This window comes from Pseudomonas sp. lyk4-TYG-107, from assembly GCF_030209055.1.
Taxonomy (GTDB): Bacteria; Pseudomonadota; Gammaproteobacteria; order Pseudomonadales; family Pseudomonadaceae; genus Aquipseudomonas; species Aquipseudomonas putida_A.
In genome coordinates, this window is sequence record NZ_JARVST010000002.1 from 1 (window position 1) to 20,463 (window position 20,463).

General features: G+C 60.8%; 12 protein-coding genes and 3 pseudogenes. 6 read left to right on the top strand and 9 right to left on the bottom strand.

Going from position 1 to position 20,463, the window contains the following annotated elements; genetic code table 11:
* Positions 1-208 precede the first annotated feature (208 nt).
* Complete coding sequence (gene msrA, locus QRN61_RS01750; RefSeq protein WP_097087056.1) at positions 209-874, top strand: peptide-methionine (S)-S-oxide reductase MsrA; 666 nt, start codon at positions 209-211, stop codon at positions 872-874.
* A 124-nt stretch (positions 875-998) separates the two neighbouring features.
* On the opposite strand, the gene QRN61_RS01755 is transcribed toward msrA, so the two are convergent.
* From QRN61_RS01755 to putP, 5 genes are all read right to left on the bottom strand, one after another.
* Positions 999-1,838, bottom strand: coding sequence for a 23S rRNA (adenine(2030)-N(6))-methyltransferase RlmJ (locus tag QRN61_RS01755; RefSeq protein ID WP_003220988.1), 840 nt, complete (start codon positions 1,836-1,838; stop codon positions 999-1,001).
* Positions 1,839-2,154: 316 nt separating this feature from the next.
* Positions 2,155-2,475, bottom strand: a complete 321-nt coding sequence (locus QRN61_RS01760; protein ID WP_096794864.1) for a hypothetical protein — start codon at positions 2,473-2,475, stop codon at positions 2,155-2,157.
* Positions 2,476-2,801: 326 nt separating this feature from the next.
* The gene (locus QRN61_RS01765) at positions 2,802-3,506 is read right to left on the bottom strand and encodes a DUF4123 domain-containing protein (RefSeq protein ID WP_285373221.1); all 705 of its coding nucleotides are present in this window, start codon (positions 3,504-3,506) and stop codon (positions 2,802-2,804) included.
* The gene (locus QRN61_RS01770) at positions 3,496-5,511 is read right to left on the bottom strand and encodes a type VI secretion system Vgr family protein (RefSeq protein ID WP_285373088.1); all 2,016 of its coding nucleotides are present in this window, start codon (positions 5,509-5,511) and stop codon (positions 3,496-3,498) included. Before QRN61_RS01770 ends, QRN61_RS01765 begins: the two co-directional genes overlap by 11 nt.
* A gap of 350 nt (positions 5,512-5,861) precedes the next feature.
* Positions 5,862-7,346: a sodium/proline symporter PutP gene (gene putP, locus QRN61_RS01775; protein ID WP_103368701.1), complete on the bottom strand. Its 1,485-nt coding sequence runs from the start codon at positions 7,344-7,346 to the stop codon at positions 5,862-5,864.
* 458 nt (positions 7,347-7,804) lie between these two features.
* Between putP and putA the strand changes: the two genes are divergently transcribed.
* The gene (putA, locus tag QRN61_RS01780) at positions 7,805-11,758 is read left to right on the top strand and encodes a trifunctional transcriptional regulator/proline dehydrogenase/L-glutamate gamma-semialdehyde dehydrogenase (protein ID WP_285373089.1); all 3,954 of its coding nucleotides are present in this window, start codon (positions 7,805-7,807) and stop codon (positions 11,756-11,758) included.
* 260 nt (positions 11,759-12,018) lie between these two features.
* Entirely contained in the window at positions 12,019-13,821 is a 1,803-nt protein-coding gene (locus tag QRN61_RS01785; RefSeq protein ID WP_285373090.1) for an acyl-CoA dehydrogenase, read from the top strand.
* A gap of 119 nt (positions 13,822-13,940) precedes the next feature.
* Here the strand turns inward: QRN61_RS01785 and QRN61_RS27645 are convergent, their stop codons facing one another.
* The 4 genes and pseudogenes from QRN61_RS27645 to QRN61_RS01800 all read right to left on the bottom strand — a co-directional run bounded on the left by QRN61_RS27645 (position 13,941) and on the right by QRN61_RS01800 (position 16,507).
* Positions 13,941-14,681 carry a methyl-accepting chemotaxis protein gene (locus QRN61_RS27645; protein WP_443531845.1) on the bottom strand — a complete coding sequence of 247 codons (741 nt, stop codon included), beginning with the start codon at positions 14,679-14,681 and terminating at the stop codon, positions 13,941-13,943.
* Positions 14,682-14,807: 126 nt separating this feature from the next.
* A pseudogene (locus QRN61_RS27650) lies at positions 14,808-15,878 on the bottom strand (HAMP domain-containing protein); the annotation flags it as partial.
* A gap of 99 nt (positions 15,879-15,977) precedes the next feature.
* A complete protein-coding gene (locus tag QRN61_RS01795; protein WP_095138056.1) occupies positions 15,978-16,280 on the bottom strand; it encodes a cell division protein ZapA in 303 nt (100 codons plus the stop codon).
* A complete protein-coding gene (locus tag QRN61_RS01800; RefSeq protein WP_007967306.1) occupies positions 16,277-16,507 on the bottom strand; it encodes a hypothetical protein in 231 nt (76 codons plus the stop codon). The genes QRN61_RS01795 and QRN61_RS01800 overlap by 4 nt, the downstream gene beginning before the upstream one ends.
* Before the next feature lie 344 nt (positions 16,508-16,851).
* On the opposite strand from QRN61_RS01800, the pseudogene QRN61_RS27655 reads away from it, so the two are divergent.
* From QRN61_RS27655 to QRN61_RS01810, 3 genes and pseudogenes are all read left to right on the top strand, one after another.
* Positions 16,852-17,508, top strand: a pseudogene (locus tag QRN61_RS27655) (MCP four helix bundle domain-containing protein); the annotation flags it as partial.
* Between the two features lie 303 nt (positions 17,509-17,811).
* Positions 17,812-18,411 (top strand): annotated as a pseudogene (locus QRN61_RS27660) (methyl-accepting chemotaxis protein); the annotation flags it as partial.
* Between the two features lie 303 nt (positions 18,412-18,714).
* Positions 18,715-20,457, top strand: a complete 1,743-nt coding sequence (locus tag QRN61_RS01810) for a potassium/proton antiporter (RefSeq protein WP_096794715.1) — start codon at positions 18,715-18,717, stop codon at positions 20,455-20,457.
* Positions 20,458-20,463 lie beyond the last annotated feature (6 nt).

The window sequence follows — 20,463 nt, forward strand, 5'->3', positions numbered from 1 at the left end:
GGGCAAGAGCGCGAAAGTCGCGCTCATCGCCTGTATGCGAATACTGCTGATCAGATTGAATGCCATGCTGCGAGACGGCACAGAGTGGCGGTGACGAACGGTGGCAGTAAGACAGTTGCTCCCACATTTGAATAGTGCGAAATCCGGCATCATTCGGCACACTGACGGTCTGACTTTTTACATCCCATCCTGACTGAGAGGAACGATCATGGTTCTGCGCTCGGAAATTCTGGTGAACAAAAACGTGCTACCGACCAAAGATCAAGCTCTGCCCGGCCGCGAAACCGCGATGACCCTGCCTGAAAAGCATTTCGTCTTCGAAGAAACTCCGCTGCTCGGCCCGTTTTTCCAGGACGTCGACTTTGCGATCTTCGGTCTGGGTTGCTTCTGGGGGGCGGAGCGCCGCTTCTGGCAGCGCGAAGGCGTGGTCAGCACCGTGGTCGGCTACGCCGGCGGCTACACGCCGAACCCGACCTACGAAGAAGTCTGCTCGGGCCTGACCGGCCACGCCGAAGTAGTGCTGGTGGTGTATGACAAGGACAAAGTCAGCTACGAAGAGCTGCTGGCGATGTTCTGGGAGCTGCACAACCCGACGCAGGGCATGCGTCAGGGCAACGACATAGGCACCCAGTACCGTTCGGTGATCTACGCCACCTCGCCAGAGCAACTGGACGCTGCGCTGAAGAGCAAAGCGGTGTATCAGGCTGAACTGTCGAAGGCGGGTCTGGGCGAAATCAGCACCGAGATCGAGCAGGCGCCTACCGTGTACTTCGCCGAGGCGTATCACCAGCAATATCTGGCGAAGAACCCTGAGGGCTATTGCGGGATTGGCGGCACCGGCGTGTGCATGCCACCGAGCCTGGCGGGTAACTAAACCCCAAAGCATCGCGGGCAAGCCCGCTCCCACAGGTTTAGCGCCGACTTCAAAATGGCGCAGTACTTTGTGGGAGCGGGCTTGCCCGCGAAGGCGTCCGTTCAGACACCGCTAAAACAGTTGATCAGCTCTCAGCAATCAACCAATCCATCTGCCACCCGCCCTGAGTCTGCCCAAGCTTCTTCGACAACCACGGCAGCAGCTCACGCAATTCTTCCTCCAGCCCCCACGGCGGATTGGCAATCGCCATCCCCGAGCCGTTGAGGCTGTTCGGCGTATCCAGTGGATGCACCAGCAGTTCCACGCGCAGCAACTTCGGCGCACCGGTACCAGCCAGATCCTGATAGAAACGTCGCAGCGCACGCTGGTCCTTTACCGGGTACCAGATCGCCGCCACGGTTTGGCGCATCCGGCCAATCGCTTCTTTCAGCGACGCCGCACACTTTTGCATCTCGTCGAGCTGCTCGAACGGCGGATCGATCAACATCACCGCACGCTTCTCCTGCACCGGCAACATCGCCCGCGCCACATGCCAGCCCTCGCCCAGATGCACCTTGACCCGACGGTCGCCGGCCATGTTCTCTTTGAGCTGCACGCCATCTTCCGGGTGCTTCTCGTTGAGCATCACCCGGTCCTGAGGCCGGGTCAGACGCCGCGCCAACTCCGGCGAACCCGGGTAGTAGCGCAACTGGCCATCCGGGTTCATCTCGTGCAGCACCTTCATGTAGTCGGCGGTCAGCGCCGGCAGATCCGGCTGATCCCACAAACGCGCAATGCCTTCCAGGTACTCGCCGGTACGGTTGGCCTGATCACCCTGCAAGTCATACAAACCGATACCGGCGTGCGTATCGAGATAGGCAAACGGCTGCTCCTTGCGCGACATCAGCGCGATGAGGCGGGTCAAGGTCAGGTGTTTGAACACATCGGCGTGATTGCCGGCATGGAAGGCGTGACGATAATTCATGGCTGCTCCTGCGAAGGGCGCAAAGTTTACCTTTTACCGGGCGGCAAGTCAGGGGTTGGCGGCCGAGCGGGCCTCAACAGCAAAGATCGCAGCCTTCGGCAGCTCCTACACGGGATTGGCGTTCCCCCCTGTAGGAGCTGCCGAAGGCTGCGATCTTTTGCCCTTGCCTTTGTGGCGAGGGGATTCATCCCCGATGGGCTGCGCAGCGGCCCCAAGACCTCAATCCCTCATTCCGTCTGACGCCGCGACAACCTGGTTGCGGCCGCTATGCAGCCGAGCGGGAGCAAGCTCCCTCGCCACAAAAACGCTCTCAAACTTACAGGGATAGGTTGCCGAGGCGTTTGCCGATGACATCCAGCACATCGCAACCGTCACGCAGTGGAATGGCGCAGAGCATGGCGAAGTCGCTGAGGATGATTGAGTCGCACTCGACCGAGCCGCGCATGCACATGTTTTCCAGCACTTGAATAACGGCGCGGATGCGGTGGTTGGCGGCGTCCATGAGGATGTCGAGGGGAACTTGGGTATCGATGAACAGGGTGGGCATGTCGCTGCAATTGCCGGTCAGGGCCATGAAGCGGTTTTCGGGATGGGGGATGATTTTTTTGTAGGGTGGGTCGGGTTTAAGCATCGTCATATTTTCTACCATGGATGTGAAAATGAGCTGCCTCGCTCCTTCCTACGGGATCGGGTGGCAGCTGTGCACGGGAGTAGGAACCGACCCATGGAATTCGGCCACGCCAAAGCGTGCCCCGCACACAGCCGCCGCTAAAGATATTGCTGGCACAAGTTACATGTCGCAATTAAATCAACAGCGCTGATGCACCATAGGTAACGGGTTCCTACACCCTGCCACCACTCTCGCAGTGACAACGAAAAGACTATCCCCGCAACCCACCGCCCACCAGTTCATGAAATCCGCCGCAACTCGCGGGAAATTTCCGAAGCCTTCGCCCGGAAATTTCACTCCGCTTCGTCCTGCAAATATGCCAATAACGCCGATTGCGACGATTCTTCCGACGCCGAAACCTGAAAAAACTGCTGAACCTTGCAGCGCAACACAGCCTGCGGAAACGCCTCGTACAGCGCCGGATGCTCCTCGCTCAGCCACTGCAGCGCATTCCCGATCCGGACTGAATTCCCTGCTGAAGCCAGCACTGACTCAGGCACTTTCCACCAGGGAAACACCCGCCCTGAAACCTGCGCCCTGCCCCCGATATCCACGGCCTGTCCATTGATCAAGCCGCGCGAGATCACTGGCATCAACTGCGCCGATTGCACTTCATCGGACTGCAGGATCGGCAACAAAAACCGCCCATCCCAGAAGCGAAAAAACACCGCTGCGCCGTCCGGCATCAGCACTTGAGTCAGGCTGCGAAAGTGCTCAACTACCACCTCCAGGCTCGCCGAGGACACTGCCAACCACCCCCAGTCGCGAGACTCGGTAGAGGCCACCCAATCGAGAAACTCACTGTCCGCAGCGACAATTCCCACGAAGGGCATCACCGCGTCCCACTCGGCGTAGATCGTCTCTGCCCAGATCGGGCTCGGTGCAACCAGCGGAGGCCTGGCGTCGCTGGCGCTACTGAAGATCGCGAACAGTTGCTCCGCAGGTTTCAGCGGTTCACGCGCCAACCACTCTGCAGGTGTGAGGCACTCAGGCAGCACAGACACCGTCCTTGCAGCGCTCGCATTCTTCGCAGAATGGTGCATCACCTTTAAAGCTCATGATTTGCGCAGCAGTGAGCATGGCCGCTGGTGCTGCTGCAAGTTTTGCCGGCAATCCCGGCAATCCCGGCGCTGCACTCATCGCCGCCATTGGCGCCCCACCCACGACAATCGGCACGCTACTGAAAATCCCGCCGGGACCGATGTTGATCCATTGCCCGCCGGCCTGAATCGTCGCGCTCGCGCCACCGTCGATCACCACTTGTTGCCCGGCACTGACGTGAATTTGTGCGCTCGCACTGGTTGCCTGACTACTCACCCGAATATGCCGATCACCAATAACCGTTAGGTGATCGTCCTGTTTCACTTCGGTCTGGCGCTGGCCGTGGGTGATGCGCTGCTCGTCAGCCTTGAGTTCATGGCTGGCAAGGCCAGTGACGACAATGCTGCGGTGGTTGTCGACCTGCACCTGCTGGTCGTGCAGGACATGCTGCGTCCAGTTGCGCTGGGCGCGCAGGTAGATTTCTTCGGCGCCCTTTTTGTCCTCGATGCGCAGCTCGTTGTAACCGCCACCACCGGGGCTGCTCTGGCTGCGGAAGATGCTGCGGGTCTTGTCCGCTGGCAAATCCAGTGGCAGCGGAGTTGCGGCGTTTGGCAGGCAACCCATCACCAACGGTTTGTCGGCATCGGCATCGATGAAACCGACCAGCACTTCCATGCCGACCCGCGGGATCAGCACGCTGCCGTAATGATCATGCGCCCAGCCCGTGGCAACGCGCAGCCAGCAACTGGAATGCTCGTTGAGCTCGCCGTCACGATCCCAGGCCAGTTGCACCTTGACCCGGCCGTACTCGTCGCAATGGATTTCCGTGTCTTGCGGCCCGGTGACCACGGCCGGTTGATAACCGGGCATGCGCGGTTTTTCCGGCCCCAACGCCGGGCGAAAGAACACCTCCCACGGCGTGGCAAGAAAGGTATTACGGTAACCCTGGAATGTTTCCCCATCGCTGGTCACCGATTCCTCCAGCACTTGCGGCTGTCGGCCATGATGCTCGATGACGGTGAGCAGCCACAGGTCATTCCAGTCCTGGCGCGGATGCTCGCTCAGTTGCAGGAAATGTCCGCAAACCAGTGCGGATACGTCGCTGATGCCCTCAGCCTGACGGTAGTCGGCGACATGCCTTTCCAGCGTACGTTGCGCCAGTTGCCTGCCGGTTTCTCGATCGTTGAATTGGCCGGGAAAGTGATAGTCCTCGAGCACCGGGCGCTGCTCACTGTCGCTGCGGCTTTGCAGTTGCAGTCGCGGCTTTTCGAAGTTGTAGTCGCGCCGGGTGACCACGCTGGTGCGAGTCTCCACCCGGACGTTGAAGCGCTTGATGGCCGGCGCCGTTGACGCCATGCCGCTGCCCGGCAGATACAGCGTCGGCTCGGCCAGGCGCGGAAACACCGTTTGATCGTCGCCGAACACCAACAGATGGCCTTCGGGACTGTGCTGAAAGTGGTAATGAATGCCGACCTCGGCACACAGGCGCTGGATGAACGCCAGATCGCTCTCGGCGTATTGCACGCAATATTCCCGCACCGGGTAATCGCTGCCGAGGCGGAACTCGAAGGCATCGCGCAGGATTGCGTGATCCTTGAGGATCTGCGCGACGATCTGTGGAACCGTCTGATGCTGAAAAATCCGCTGGTTGATGCGGTGACCGAGGTAGGTCAGACGCGACACCAGGCTCAGGTGGTAGCGCGTCAGACGTTTCCCGGAATCGCCCTGCCCGACCTGATAAATCTGACCATGGACACCGGAACCTTCCGCATCGAAGCTCAGAAACGCCTGACGGTGCAGCAGGCTTTCGAGGTCCAGATCCGGACGCTCACTGACCAGTTCCAGCTCGAAACGAAAGGGTTGGCTGATGGCTTCCTTGCCCGTGAACTCAAGGACTTTGAGATCAACTTGGGCGCCTTCGAGGGTCAACGTGAAACGCGGTTGATTGGCAGGCGCGAACATCCGATGTCTCTCTGCAGATTGAGGGCGGGCGATTCTGCATGAGGGGCAAGAGGTGTTGGGTGGGTGACGGGAAAATCAGATTTGCCCTACTTTTCCTGTCGAAAAAGCCTTCGGATATTGGCGCAATCGACTACAGACATATCCCCCAAAACCACCACTGGACTTGTGGGAGCTGGCTTGCCAGCGATGAGGCCGGCACATCCAACTTATTGGCTCACTGACACACCGCCATCGCTGGCAAGCCAGCTCCCACCGGGTTCTCCAAGTTCTTGAGAAATCACGGGCATAAAAAAACGGCCCGCCTCCTTATAGGAAGCGGGCCGTACTTTGGTGAGCCGAAGCTCAATGCATCACTTGTTCAGGTGGAAATCTTTTTCCGCCGCTTCAAAGCGCTGCACCATGCCTTTGGTTGGCTCGCCCATTTTGCTGACGATGTAGATCGCCAGGCTGGCGAAGATGAAGCCCGGGATGATTTCGTACAGACCCAGCAGTTCGAAATGCTTCCAGACCACTACCGTGATCGCGCCGACCAGGATGCCGGCCAGTGCGCCGTTGCGGGTCATGTCCTTCCAGATCACCGAGATCAGCACCACCGGACCGAACGCGGCACCGAAACCGGCCCAGGCGTAGGACACCAGGCCCAGTACGCGGTTTTCCGGGTTGGCGGCCATGGCGATAGCGATCAGCGCCACCAGCAACACCATCGCGCGACCGACCCACACCAGTTCCACCTGGGAAGCGGATTTGCGCAGGAAGGTTTTGTAGAAGTCCTCGGTCAGAGCGCTCGAGCAAACCAGCAGCTGGCAGCTCAGGGTGCTCATCACAGCGGCGAGAATCGCCGACAGCAGGACACCGGCAACCCACGGGTTGAAAAGAATTTTTGCCAGCTCGATGAACACCCGCTCGTGGTTCTCGGTGACTGGGCCGGCCACTTCCGGGTGCGCCGAGAAGTAGGCGATACCGAAGAAACCCACGGCGACGGTGCCGCCCAGGCACAGGATCATCCAGGTCATGGAGATGCGACGGGCGTTGGCAATCGACTTCACCGAGTCAGCGGCCATGAAACGCGCGAGGATGTGCGGCTGACCGAAGTAACCCAGACCCCAGCCCATCAGCGAGATGATGCCGATGAAGGTGGTGCCCTTGAGCATGTCGAAGTTGCTTGGGTCCTGAGCTTCGATGGCGAGGAACGTGGTGTCCACGCCACCGGTGGCCAGCAGCACGATGATCGGCGTCAGCAGCAGCGCGAAGATCATCAGCGTGGCTTGTACGGTGTCAGTCCAGCTCACCGCGAGGAAACCGCCGACGAAGGTGTAGGCAATCGTCGCCGCAGCACCGGCCCACAGCGCCGTCTCATAGGACATGCCGAAGGTGCTTTCGAACAGACGGGCGCCAGCCACGATGCCGGAAGCGCAGTAAATGGTGAAGAACACCAGAATCACCACCGCCGAGATGATACGCAGCAGGCCGCTTTTGTCTTCGAAACGGCTGGAGAAGTAGTCCGGCAGAGTCAGGGCATCGCCGTTGTGCTCAGTCTGCACGCGCAGACGGCCGGCGACGAACAGCCAGTTCAGGTAGGCGCCGACGATCAGGCCGATGGCGATCCAGCTTTCGGACAGACCGGACATGTAGATGGCACCCGGCAGGCCCATCAGCAACCAGCCGCTCATGTCGGAAGCACCGGCGGACAAAGCCGTTACCACGCTGCCGAGGCTGCGGCCGCCAAGAATGTAGTCTGAAAGGTTGTTGGTGGAGCGATAGGCCATGAAGCCGATCAGCACCATTGCTGCGATGTAGATCACGAACGTGATCAGTGTTGGATTGCTTACGCTCATTAAGTTACGCCCTGGCTTTGTTTTTATGTTGCAGCGGTGATTGATCGCCCACAAACGACGACGTTTGGCAGACGAAACGGGATCCCGCGCATTTAGGACTGATGTTTCCCCAGGAAAGCCACCAGCCGATGCACCGGGTATTCCCGGTTGCACCTTGGGCGCGAATGCTATGCAACAAAGTAAAAAAGGTGCAACCAGTTTCTGGCGATTAAGTTGCACCTAGTCGGATATACCGATAAATATGCCGTTTTTGCTCCTTTTTAGCGCAGTCACGGCGCTCCGCTAGAAGTAAAAAGCACCAAGCAGGAGCGGCACTTCAGTACCAGAAAATAATTCCTGACGAAGCGTTTATTTTTCCGACAAAAAAAGGGTTGCACCCGGTTGCACCTCCTCCAGTGCAAGGCTAATCTTGCCGCCAGCTGATGCCACGCAACTGTGGCAACCATGAGGATAAAAATATGGCTACCACCACCCTTGGGGTCAAACTCGATGACCCGACCCGCGAGCGCCTGAAGGCTGCCGCGACCTCGATTGATCGCACACCGCACTGGCTGATCAAGCAGGCAATTTTCAATTACCTGGAAAAACTCGAGGGTGGTGCAACCCTGACCGAGCTGAACGGTTTGACCGCCAAGGACAGCGATGACGCTGGCGAAGTGCAGACCGATCACGCCCACCAGTGCTTCCTCGAATTCGCTGAAAGCATCCTGCCGCAATCGGTACTGCGCGCATCGATCACCGCTGCTTACCGTCGCCCTGAGCCGGAAGTGGTGCCGATGCTGATCGAGCAGGCACGCCTGCCGGCACCGATGGCCGACGCCACCAACAAACTCGCCGCGACCATCGCGGAAAAACTGCGTAACCAGAAAAGTGCCGGCGGTCGTGCAGGCATTGTTCAGGGCCTGCTACAGGAATTTTCCCTGTCGTCCCAGGAAGGCGTGGCCCTGATGTGCCTGGCCGAAGCGCTGCTGCGTATCCCGGACAAAGGCACTCGCGATGCGCTGATCCGCGACAAGATCAGCACCGGCAACTGGCAGCCGCACCTGGGCAACAGCCCGTCGCTGTTCGTCAACGCCGCCACCTGGGGTCTGCTGCTGACCGGCAAACTGGTGTCGACCCACAATGAAGCTGGTCTGACCTCGTCGCTGAGCCGAATCATCGGCAAGAGCGGCGAGCCAATGATCCGCAAGGGCGTCGACATGGCCATGCGTCTGATGGGCGAGCAGTTCGTCACCGGCGAAACCATCGCCGAAGCGCTGGCCAACGCGAGCAAGTTCGAAGCCAAGGGCTTCCGCTATTCCTACGACATGCTCGGTGAAGCGGCCCTCACCGAACACGATGCGCAGAAGTACCTGGCGTCGTACGAACAAGCCATTCACTCGATCGGCAAAGCCTCCCACGGCCGTGGGATTTATGAAGGCCCGGGCATTTCCATCAAGCTCTCGGCCCTGCACCCGCGTTACAGCCGTGCGCAGTACGAGCGCGTGATGGACGAGCTGTACCCGCGCCTGCTGTCGCTGACCCTGTTGGCCAAGCAATATGACATCGGCCTGAACATCGACGCCGAAGAAGCCGATCGCCTGGAGCTGTCGCTGGATCTGCTCGAGCGCCTGTGCTTCGAACCGCAACTGACCGGCTGGAACGGCATCGGCTTCGTGATTCAGGCTTACCAGAAGCGTTGCCCATACGTGATCGACTACGTGATCGATCTGGCCCGTCGCAGCCGTCATCGCCTGATGATCCGCCTGGTGAAAGGCGCGTACTGGGACAGCGAGATCAAGCGCGCCCAGGTCGAAGGCCTGGAAGGCTATCCGGTCTACACCCGCAAGGTGTACACCGACGTGTCCTACATTGCCTGCGCGCGCAAACTGCTGTCGGTGCCGGAAGTCATCTATCCGCAGTTCGCCACGCACAACGCCCACACCCTGTCGGCGATTTACCACATTGCCGGTCAGAACTATTACCCGGGCCAGTACGAATTCCAGTGCCTGCACGGCATGGGCGAACCGCTCTACGAGCAAGTTGTAGGCAAAGTTTCCGAAGGCAAGCTGAACCGTCCGTGCCGCGTGTACGCACCGGTCGGCACCCATGAAACCCTGCTGGCGTACCTCGTGCGTCGCTTGCTGGAAAACGGCGCCAACACTTCGTTCGTCAACCGCATCGCCGACCAGTCGATTTCGATTCAGGAACTGGTGGCCGATCCGGTGGCGCAGATCGAGCAGATGGCGACCGTGGAAGGTGGTTTCGGCCTGCCGCACCCACGCATTCCGCTGCCGCGTGACCTGTACGGCGCCGAGCGCGCCAACTCCGCCGGCATCGACATGGCCAACGAACATCGTCTGGCCTCGCTGTCCTGCGCCCTGCTCGCCACTGCGCACAACAACTGGAAAGCCGCACCGATGCTCGGTTGCGCTGCCAGCAACGAAGCCCCGGCGCCAGTGCTGAACCCGGCGGATCACCGAGATGTAGTCGGTCACGTGCAGGAAGCTACCGTCGAAGACGTCGACAACGCGATCCAGTGCGCGCTGAATGCTGCGCCAATCTGGCAGGCTACTCCGCCAGCCGAGCGCGCGGCGATTCTGGAGCGTGCCGCCGACCTGATGGAAGGCGAGATCCAGCCACTGATGGGCCTGCTGGCCCGTGAAGCCGGCAAGACCTTCGCCAACGCCATCGCCGAAGTGCGTGAAGCGGTCGACTTCCTGCGCTACTACGCGGTGCAGGCACGCAACGATTTCAGCAATGACGCCCACCGCCCACTGGGCCCGGTGGTGTGCATCAGCCCGTGGAACTTCCCGCTGGCCATCTTCAGTGGTCAGGTCGCTGCCGCACTGGCTGCCGGTAACCCGGTACTGGCCAAACCGGCTGAGCAGACTCCGCTGGTCGCCGCGCAAGCCGTGCGCTTGCTGCTGGAAGCCGGGATTCCCGAAGGCGTGCTGCAACTGCTGCCGGGTCGCGGTGAAACCGTCGGCGCCGGTCTGGTCGGTGATGAGCGCGTCAAAGGCGTGATGTTCACCGGTTCCACCGAAGTCGCGCGCCTGCTGCAACGCAACATCGCTGGCCGTCTCGACAGCCAGGGCCGTCCGATTCCGCTGATCGCCGAAACCGGCGGGCAGAACGCGATGATCGTTGACTCCTCGGCGCTGACCGAACAAGTGGTGATCGACGTGGTGTCCTCGGCCTTCGACAGTGCCGGCCAGCGTTGCTCGGCCCTGCGCGTGCTGTGCCTGCAGGAAGATTCCGCCGACCGTGTCATCGAAATGCTCAAAGGCGCGATGGCGGAAAGCCGTCTCGGCAACCCTGAGCGTCTGTCCGTGGACATTGGCCCGGTGATCGACGCCGAAGCCAAGGCCGGCATCGACAAGCACATCCAGGGCATGCGCGATAAAGGTCGCAGCGTGTACCAGGTGGCTATCGCCGACAGCGAAGAAGTCAAACGCGGCACCTTCGTCATGCCGACCCTGATCGAGCTGGAAAGCTTCGACGAGCTGCAACGCGAGATCTTCGGCCCGGTGCTGCACGTGGTGCGCTACAAGCGCAAGGACATCGACCAGTTGATCGGCCAGATCAATGCGTCCGGTTATGGCCTGACCCTCGGCGTACACACCCGCATCGACGAGACCATCGCCAAGGTGATCGACAACGTCAACGCCGGTAACGTCTACGTCAACCGCAACATCGTCGGTGCCGTGGTCGGCGTGCAGCCATTCGGCGGCGAAGGCCTGTCGGGGACTGGCCCGAAAGCCGGTGGTCCGCTGTACCTGTACCGCTTGCTGTCGACCCGTCCTACTGACGCGATCGAGCAATCCTTCGCTCGCGGTGATGCAGCCGTCGCCCCGGACGTGCGTCTGCGTGATGCCATGAGCAAACCGCTGAACGCCTTCAAGGCTTGGGCCGAAAGCAACCAGTACGCCGAACTGAGCACACTGTGCGTGCAGTACGCCGCGCAATCGCAAAGCGGCATCACCCGCGTGCTGGCCGGCCCGACCGGCGAGAAGAACAGCTACGCGATCCTGCCGCGTGAACACGTGCTGTGCCTGGCCGACGTCGAAGGCGATCTGCTGACCCAACTGGCGGCGGTCTTGGCGGTCGGCGGTTCGGCGGTATGGCCGGAGTCCGACATCAGCAAGGCATTGTTCACACGCCTGCCGAAGGAAGTTCAGGCGCGGATCAAACGGGTTGCCGACTGGCACAAGGATGAAGTGGTGTTTGATGCCGTGCTGCATCACGGCCATTCCGACCAGTTGCGTGGTGTCTGCCAGCAGATTGCCAAGCGCGCCGGTGCGATCGTTGGCGTTCAGGGCCTGTCCCAGGGCGAGACCAACATTGCGCTGGAGCGTCTGGTGATCGAGCGTGCATTGAGCGTCAACACCGCGGCGGCGGGGGGTAATGCCAGCCTGATGACTATCGGTTAAACCCGAGAAGTCAGGCAACCGCGATGGTTGCCTGACAATCAAATCCCAATGTGGGAGCGGGCTTGCTCGCGAAGGCGTTGTGTCAGTCGACATCTCCAGTGACTAATCCACCGCATTCGCGAGCAAGCCCGCTCCCACAGTTGTTTTGGGGTGTTTGTTAAGTCGGTGCTCGGCCCTGACATCACCGTTATCAATCATCGTATTCAGTCTTTATCAGCACGCCTAGACTCGGCCCAATCCCAATGTTCAGGTAGGCCGCCATGTCCGAGACGCTGCTCAGTTCCCGCAATCTGGCTTTCGAGCTGTACGAAGTCCTCGATGCCGAGGGCCTGACCCGGCGTGAGCGCTTCGTCGAACACAACCGCGAGACCTTCGACGCGGCCATCGGCACCGCGCGCAGCATCGCCGAGAAATACTTCGCACCGCACAACCGCAAGGGCGACGAGAACGAGCCGCGCTACGAGAGCGGTCAGGCGATGCTGATTCCCGAAGTGAAACCGGCGGTGGACGCGTTCCTCGAGGCCGGCTTCCTCAATGCCGCGCGAAGCTTCGAAGCCGGCGGCATGCAACTGCCGACACTGTTGTCGCAAGCCTGCTTTGCGCACTTTCAAGCGGCGAACGCGGCGACTACTTCCTATCCGTTCCTGACCATGGGCGCGGCCAATCTGATCGAAAGCTTTGGCACCGACGAGCAGAAACAGCGATTCCTGCAACCAATGATCGACGGCCGTTTCTTCGGCACCATGGCCCTGACCGAACCGCACGCCGGTTCCTCGCTGTCGGATATTCGTACCCGCGCCGAGCCGGCGTCTGACGGCACCTATCGCCTGAAGGGCAACAAGATCTTCATTTCCGGCGGCGATCATCCGCTGTCGGAAAACATCGTGCACATGGTCCTGGCCAAGCTGCCGGACGCGCCGCCGGGGGTGAAGGGCATTTCGCTGTTCATCGTGCCGAAGTTTCTGGTCAACGCTGACGGCAGCCTCGGCCAGCGCAATGATGTGCTGCTGGCCGGGCTGTTCCACAAGATGGGCTGGCGCGGCACCACTTCCACCGCGCTGAACTTCGGCGATAACGGCGAGTGCGTCGGCTATCTGGTGGGCAAGCCGCACCATGGCTTGAGCTACATGTTCCAGATGATGAACGAGGCGCGGATCGGCGTCGGCATGGGCGCGGTGATGCTCGGTTACGCCGGTTACCTTTACTCGCTGGAATACGCCCGCGAACGCCCGCAAGGCCGAGTGCCGGACAGCAAGGATCCGACCACGGCGCCAGTGGCGATCATTCAGCACGCCGATGTCAGACGCATGCTGCTGACGCAAAAGTCCTACGTCGAAGGGGCCTTTGACCTTGGCCTGTACGCGGCGCGGCTGTTCGATGACACCACCACGCTGGAAACCGAAGCCGAGCGCAAACAGGCCCACGAGCTGCTGGACTTGCTGACGCCGATCGTCAAATCCTGGCCGTCGGAGTTCTGCCTGAAGGCCAACGAACTGGCGATCCAGATCCTCGGCGGTCACGGCTACACCCGCGAATACCCGGTGGAACAGTACTACCGCGATAACCGCCTGAACCCGATCCACGAAGGCACTCACGGCATTCAGTCGCTGGACTTGCTCGGGCGCAAACTGGCGCAGTACGGCGGCGCCGGATTGAAGCAACTGATCCGTCTGATCGCCAACACCGCCGAGCGCGCGACCGCGTATGAATCGTTGACCGCACTGCGTGAGCCACTGGAGCAACTGGTGGCGCGCCTGCAAACAGTCACCATCGGCCTGCTGACCGATCTGGCGCAGGGCAAGGTCAACAGCAGCCTGGCGAATTCGGCGCTGTACCTTAAGGTGTTCGGGCACACGGTGATTGGCTGGCGCTGGCTGGAACAGGCGATCCGCGCCGAGGAGGGGCTGGCCAAAGGCAATGCGGCGGATGCTGACTTCTATAAGGGCAAGCTACAGGCGGCGCGGTATTTCCTGACGTGGGAAGTGCCGGGCTGTCACCATGAGCTGGCGTTGCTGGAGGCGCGGGATGATACGTGCCTGGCGATGCAGGATGGGTGGTTCTGATCCGAGTTGTGTGCCGCGGCTGAAATCCAATCGCGAGCAGGCTCACTCCTACAGTTGGAATGCGTTCCTCTGTAGGAGTGAGCCTGCTCGCGATAGCGTCAGTTCAAACAACACATCTCTCAGGACAGCTTGAACCCACCCATCTGCCTTGCCAGATCATCCGCCAACCGCTGCAACATCTGACAATCCTCGCGACACGCCCTCACCTCTCCGGCCGTGGCGCGGGCCAGATCGGAAATTCCCTGCACGTTGCGGTTGATCTCTTCAGTCACCGCCGACTGTTCTTCTGTCGCGGTTGCCACTTGATGGTTCATGTCGCTGATGCGCTCGACCTGCCCGGTAATCGCAGTCAACGACGCGCCGGTACGCTGGCTCGACTCAACCCCGGTGCCGGTCGCCGCCTGCCCGGTGCGCATCGATGACACGGCATTCTCTGCGCCTTGCTTGAGGCTGCCGATCATCTGCTGGATTTCGTCGGTAGACGCCTGAGTCCTGCGCGCCAAGGTGCGCACTTCATCCGCCACTACCGCAAACCCGCGCCCCATATCTCCGGCGCGCGCCGCTTCAATCGCCGCGTTGAGCGCCAGCAGATTGGTCTGCTCGGACACCCCGCGAATTACCGCCAGCACCGAGTCGATCGACGCCACCTGTTGTGCCAGCTCACCCACCGCGCCCGCCGCTACGCCAATCTCGTCGGACATGCTTTCAATATGGCGGATCGAGCCACCGACTACTTCCCGCGCCTGCATTGCTTCATCGCGAGCAGTCTGTGAAGCCAGCGCGGCGTTGCCGGCGTTCTGGGCGATTTCCTGCACGGTCAGACCCATTTCATGCACCGCCGTGGCGACCATGTCGGTCATTTCCTGCTGGCGCCCGGAGCGTTCAGCGGTGTTTTCCACCACTTTCGCCACTTGGCCGACTGCCGTGCGCAAGCGCTCGCTGGTGGTCAGCACTTCGCCAATCAGCCCGCGCTGGCTGTCGAGAAAACGGTTGAAGCCGCGCGCGAGATCGCCCAGCTCATCGGCGCGGCTGGAATCTAACCGATGGGTCAAATCTCCACCGCCGCTACCGATCGCTACCAGCGCGGCTGTTACCTGACGAATCGGTCGCACCAGCCCTTGGGCCAGCCACACCACCAGCGCCAGGCACACCAGCGCCACCGCCAGACCGATGCCGCCACTCATCCACATCGCCTTGCGGGCCTCGACGTAGATCTGCGATTGCGGCACTTCGGCCACCAGCGTCCAGCCCAGATCGCGCAGCGGCAGGCTGAAGGCGAGGAAGTCTTCGCCATCGCGCTGGAAGGAACTGTTAGCGGCAACTTTTTGACCCATGACCGCTTGCGCCGCCGACGCACCGATCTGCTCCGTGAGGGTGCGCTTGCCGCTGAACTGCGCTTCGGGATGGACCTGGATCAAACCGTCGGAACGCACGAGATAGACCTTGCCGCGCTCGCCAAAGCTGAAGTTGTGGATCAACTCCGACAGCTCTTTCATGCTTAGGCCGAGTCCCGCGACGCCGACCACTTTGCCGGCCTGCTCGACCTTCAAGTCGATGAACAGTGCCAATTCTCCGGTGGCGCCATCGTTGTCGATGTTCAGGGTGCGCGGCTGATGGCTGTCGAGGAAGGAATAAAACCAGGCATCGGCCGGTTTGGCCCGGCTGAGGGTGCGGTCGAGGCCTTTTTCGGTGATGTAGTGATTGGAATCGGTGCCGATGATCAGTGCAGTGAAGGCTTTGTGTTCGGCGCGGATGCCTTCCAGATACTGCGCGAAAGCCGCTGTTTTGCTGCTGTCTTCACCCGAGGCCAACCAGTCGCGCACCATGGAATTGCTGGCGATGTCTTTGGCGGCGGTCAGCGGCTGGACGAGGATGCGTTCGATGTCGTTGCGCGTCGCTTCGATGCTCGACGGCAGCGCTTGTTCGACCAGATAGCTCTGGGCGAGGCGGTTGACCACCAGGGTATAAATGCCAACCACGATCAGGATGCTGACCAGCAGAGCGGTGCCCATGCTGAGAATCAGCTGCCATTGAATACTGCGTCGCCACAACTGCATGGAGCACCCCCAAAGAATAAGTGGCCGAAACAATGCAACAGCCGTGCCGATTGTATACAAGCTGATCGACAATCTATTCTTTGGTTGTGCGCAACCCCATCAGCCCTGATTGATGGTCTTGGCGATGGTGTCGACCGTGGCGCTGACTTGCTCTTGGTAACGGTCGAGTTCTTCCTGATGTTGCTTCTTCATTTCGATCTGCTGCGAGCACAGGTTCATCGCTGCCAGCACCAGCAAGCGGTCACCGATCAGCGTCGGGTATTTGCGTTTGGTGTCGGCCAGTGCGGCCTTGAGCATCAGTGCGGCATCCAGCAGGGTCTGTTCTTCCCCGGCCGGTGCCTTGATCGAATAGTCCTCCCCGAGAATGGAGATGACTTTTACCCCTGCGGTGCCGTGGTTCATGCGCTGACAGGGCCTGCGTTGACGCGATCAACCAGAGCCTGGATGCGCGCTGCGGTGGCGCCGTGCTTCTCTTCCTGTTCCATCAGGCTCAGTTGCAGGCTTTCGTTTTCATCCTTGGCCTGGGCCAGTTCCGTGGACAGGGTCTGGTTGGTTTGCGCAAGGGTCTGGTTCTGTTGCACCAGGTCGCTGACGAGCTGTTCCAATTGGCTGAGGGATGCTTCCAACATTTTGATCTTCCAAGCGTTTTTCAAAGGGCGCGTACGATAAAGAAAAGTCACTGCGGATGCCAGGGTTATACCGGCGCAAGGCCTTGATTTTCCTGGCGGCCGACCGTTCTCGCGAGTTTAAAAGACTGTGATCTGCCGATCTGGTTCCTGCACTTCGTCGCCCAGGCCCATATGCGACAAATACGCACAGTGCCTCAAGACTTTAGTCGTATGACCGATAAGTCATCCATACAGCAGTCTCAGCCCGCATGGATGCGGCCCTTTTTGGTATCCGCGCCATGTCCCTTCGTAATATGAATATCGCCCCCCGGGCGTTCACCGGCTTCGCCCTGATCGGCGGCCTGATGCTGATTCTCGGCGTGTTCGCCCTGAACCAGATGAGCAAAATCCGCGGCGCCGCCGAGGACATCACCAACAGCAGCGTGCCGAGCATCAAGAACCTCGACGAGTTCACCCAACTGACCTTGCGCCTGCGGGTGCTGTCCTACCGCTTGCTGGTTAATCGCGAGCCGGACGTGCAGCAGAAGACCATGGAACTGCTGGACACCCGCAACCAGCAGATCCGCGCCGCCCAATCGGCCTATGAGCCGTTGATCAGCGGCCCGCAGGAACGCGCAGCCTACGATCAATATGTGCAGTTGCTCGGCCAGTACCGCCAGATCGAAGACCGGATGAAGAGCCTGTCGCGCAACAATCAGGTGGACGAGCTGCGCAACCTGCTCAACACCGAGTTGCTGAACAACTCCGAAGCGATGAACACCGTGCTCAACCGCCTGATGCAGATCAACGGCGAGCAGATCAGCCAGACCAATCAAGAGGCGGTCGACCAGTATTCCTCGGCGTTCAATCTGGTGGTCACCCTGCTGGTCGTGGCGACCGGCCTGACCTTCCTGTTCGCCTGGCTGCTGACCATCAGCATCACCAAGCCGATTTCCAAAGCGCTGGACGCGGCGGAAACCATCGCCGAAGGCAACCTGACCCAACCGATCCACGTCGACGGCACCGACGAAGCCGGGCGTCTGCTGGCGGCCATGGCCAAAATGCAATCGAAGTTGCGCGACACCTTGCAGCGCATCTCCGGCTCGGCCACCCAGCTTGCATCTGCAGCGGAAGAGCTGAACAGCGTCACCGACGAAAGCGCCCGTGGCCTGACCCAGCAGAACAACGAAATCGAACAGGCCGCCACCGCTGTCAACGAGATGACCAGCGCCGTGGAAGAAGTCGCGCGCAATGCGGTGAGCACTTCGGAAGCCTCGAAGAACGCCACCACTTCGGCGGGCGACGGCCGCGACCTGGTGCAGGAAACCGTCAGCGCCATCGAACGCATGAGCGCCGATGTGCAGAGCACTGCGACCCTGATCGGCGATCTGGCGAATGAATCCCGTGACATCGGCAAGGTGCTGGACGTGATTCGTGGCCTGGCGGATCAGACCAACCTGTTGGCCCTGAACGCGGCGATCGAAGCGGCCCGTGCCGGCGAAGCCGGTCGCGGTTTTGCTGTGGTGGCGGACGAGGTTCGTGCCTTGGCCCATCGCACCCAGCAGTCGACCAGCGAAATCGAACGCATGATCGGCAGCATCCAGAGCGGCACCGAACACGCCGTGGATTCGATGCGCAACAGCACCGAGCGCGCCGAATCGACGCTGAACATCGCGCGGGGTGCCGGGATGTCGCTGGACACCATCAATACCGCGATCGTCGAGATCAACGAGCGCAATCTGGTGATCGCCAGCGCCGCTGAAGAACAGGCACAAGTGGCCCGCGAAGTGGATCGCAACCTGGTGAACATCCGCGACCTGTCGGTGCAATCGGCTACCGGCGCGAATCAGACCAGTGCGGCGAGCAACGAGCTGTCGCGCCTGGCGCTGGATCTGAACAACATGGTCGGGCGTTTCAGCCTGTAAGGCCCACTTCGCCATATCGGGAGCAATCCATTGTGGCGAGGGGATTCATCCCCGATCGGCTGCGAAGCAGTCGTAAAACCATCGTGCGAGGTGTATCTGATGCACCTCGCATTCAGCGTTTAGGGCGGCTTCGCCACCCATAGGGGATAAATCCCCTCACCACAGTTTTCATTCGGTGCCCATTCAATGTGATGCCCACGTAAAAAGCTTTTTGACAGCATCACATTTCAACAGGTTAGAATCGCTGGCACGCAGACTGCATGGTCAGTTTGTGCCCGTCTTTACGCTTCTGGAGTACTGCCTTTGAATGCGACGACCATCAACAGCCTGTTCTTGATCGGCGCGTTGCTGGTAGGTGCGAGCATTCTTGTCAGCTCACTTTCCTCCCGTCTCGGCATCCCGATTCTGGTCATTATTCTTGCGGTCGGCATGGCCGCCGGGGTCGATGGCGGCGGGATCATTTTCGATAACTACCCGACGGCCTATCTGGTCGGCAACCTCGCACTGGCGGTGATCCTCCTCGACGGCGGCTTGCGCACACGGGTCTCGAGTTTCCGCGTGGCCCTGTGGCCGGCGTTGTCGCTGGCGACGGTCGGGGTGTTGATCACCACCGGGCTGACCGGTATGGCCGCGGCATGGTTGTTCGACCTGAACCTGATCCAGGGCCTGCTGATCGGCGCCATCGTCGGCTCCACGGACGCCGCCGCAGTGTTCTCGCTGCTCGGCGGCAAGGGCCTCAACGAACGGGTGACCGCCAGCCTGGAAATCGAATCCGGCAGCAACGACCCGATGGCGGTGTTTCTCACCGTGACCCTGATCGACATGCTCGCCAGCGGCCAGACCGGCCTGCACTGGAGCCTGTTGACCCACCTGATCCGCGAATTCGGCATCGGCGGCGTGATCGGCCTTGGCGGTGGCTGGCTGATGCTGCAACTGGTCAACCGGATCAACCTCGCCACCGGCCTGTACCCGATTCTGGTGATCGCCGGCGGTCTGGTGGTGTTCGCCCTGACTAACGCCCTGCACGGTAGCGGCTTCCTCGCGGTGTACCTGTGCGGTCTGGTGATCGGCAACCGCCCGGTGCGCAGCCGTCACGGCATTCTGCACATGCTCGACGGCATGGCGTGGCTGGCACAGATCGGCATGTTCCTCGTGCTGGGGTTGCTGGTTACCCCGCACGATTTGCTGCCGATCGCCCTGCCGGCGCTGGGTCTGGCGCTATGGATGATTCTGTTCGCCCGGCCGCTGTCGGTACTGGTCGGCCTGCTGCCGTTCAAGGCGTTCCACGGCCGCGAGAAAGCGTTTATTTCCTGGGTCGGGTTGCGCGGCGCGGTACCGATCATTCTCGCGGTGTTCCCGCTGATGGCCGGGTTGCCGAATGCGCAGCTGTATTTCAACCTCGCGTTCTTCATCGTGCTGGTGTCGCTGCTGGTGCAAGGCACAAGCCTGCCATGGGTGGCCAAACTGTTGAAGGTGACGGTCCCGCCGGAGCCGGCGCCCATCTCCCGTTCGGCACTTGAAGTGCACATCACCAGCGAGTGGGAGCTGTTCGTTTACAAGCTCGGTGCCGAGAAATGGTGCATCGGCTCGCCCCTGCGCGAGCTGAAAATGCCCGAAGGCACCCGCATCGCCGCCCTGTTTCGTGGCCAGCAACTGCTCCATCCGTCGGGTAGTACGGTGCTGGAGGTCGATGATTTGCTGTGTGTTATCGGGCATGAACACAACTTGCCAGCGCTCGGAAAACTGTTCAGCCAGGCGCCGCAACGCGGTCTGGATCTGCGCTTCTTCGGCGACTTCGTGCTCGAAGGAGACGCCCAGCTTAAAGCGGTTGCCGCGCTATATGGCCTACCGGCCGAAGGCATCGATCCGGACATGACCCTGGGTGCGTTCATTGCCCACAAGGTCGGGGGGGCACCGATCGTTGGCGACCAGGTGGAGTGGAACAACACTCACTGGACGGTCGCGGTCATGGACGGGAACAAGATCGGCAAAGTGGGCGTCAGATTCCCCGAAGGAAGTCGCCCGGGCCCCGGTCTCTTCCTCTAAACTGCG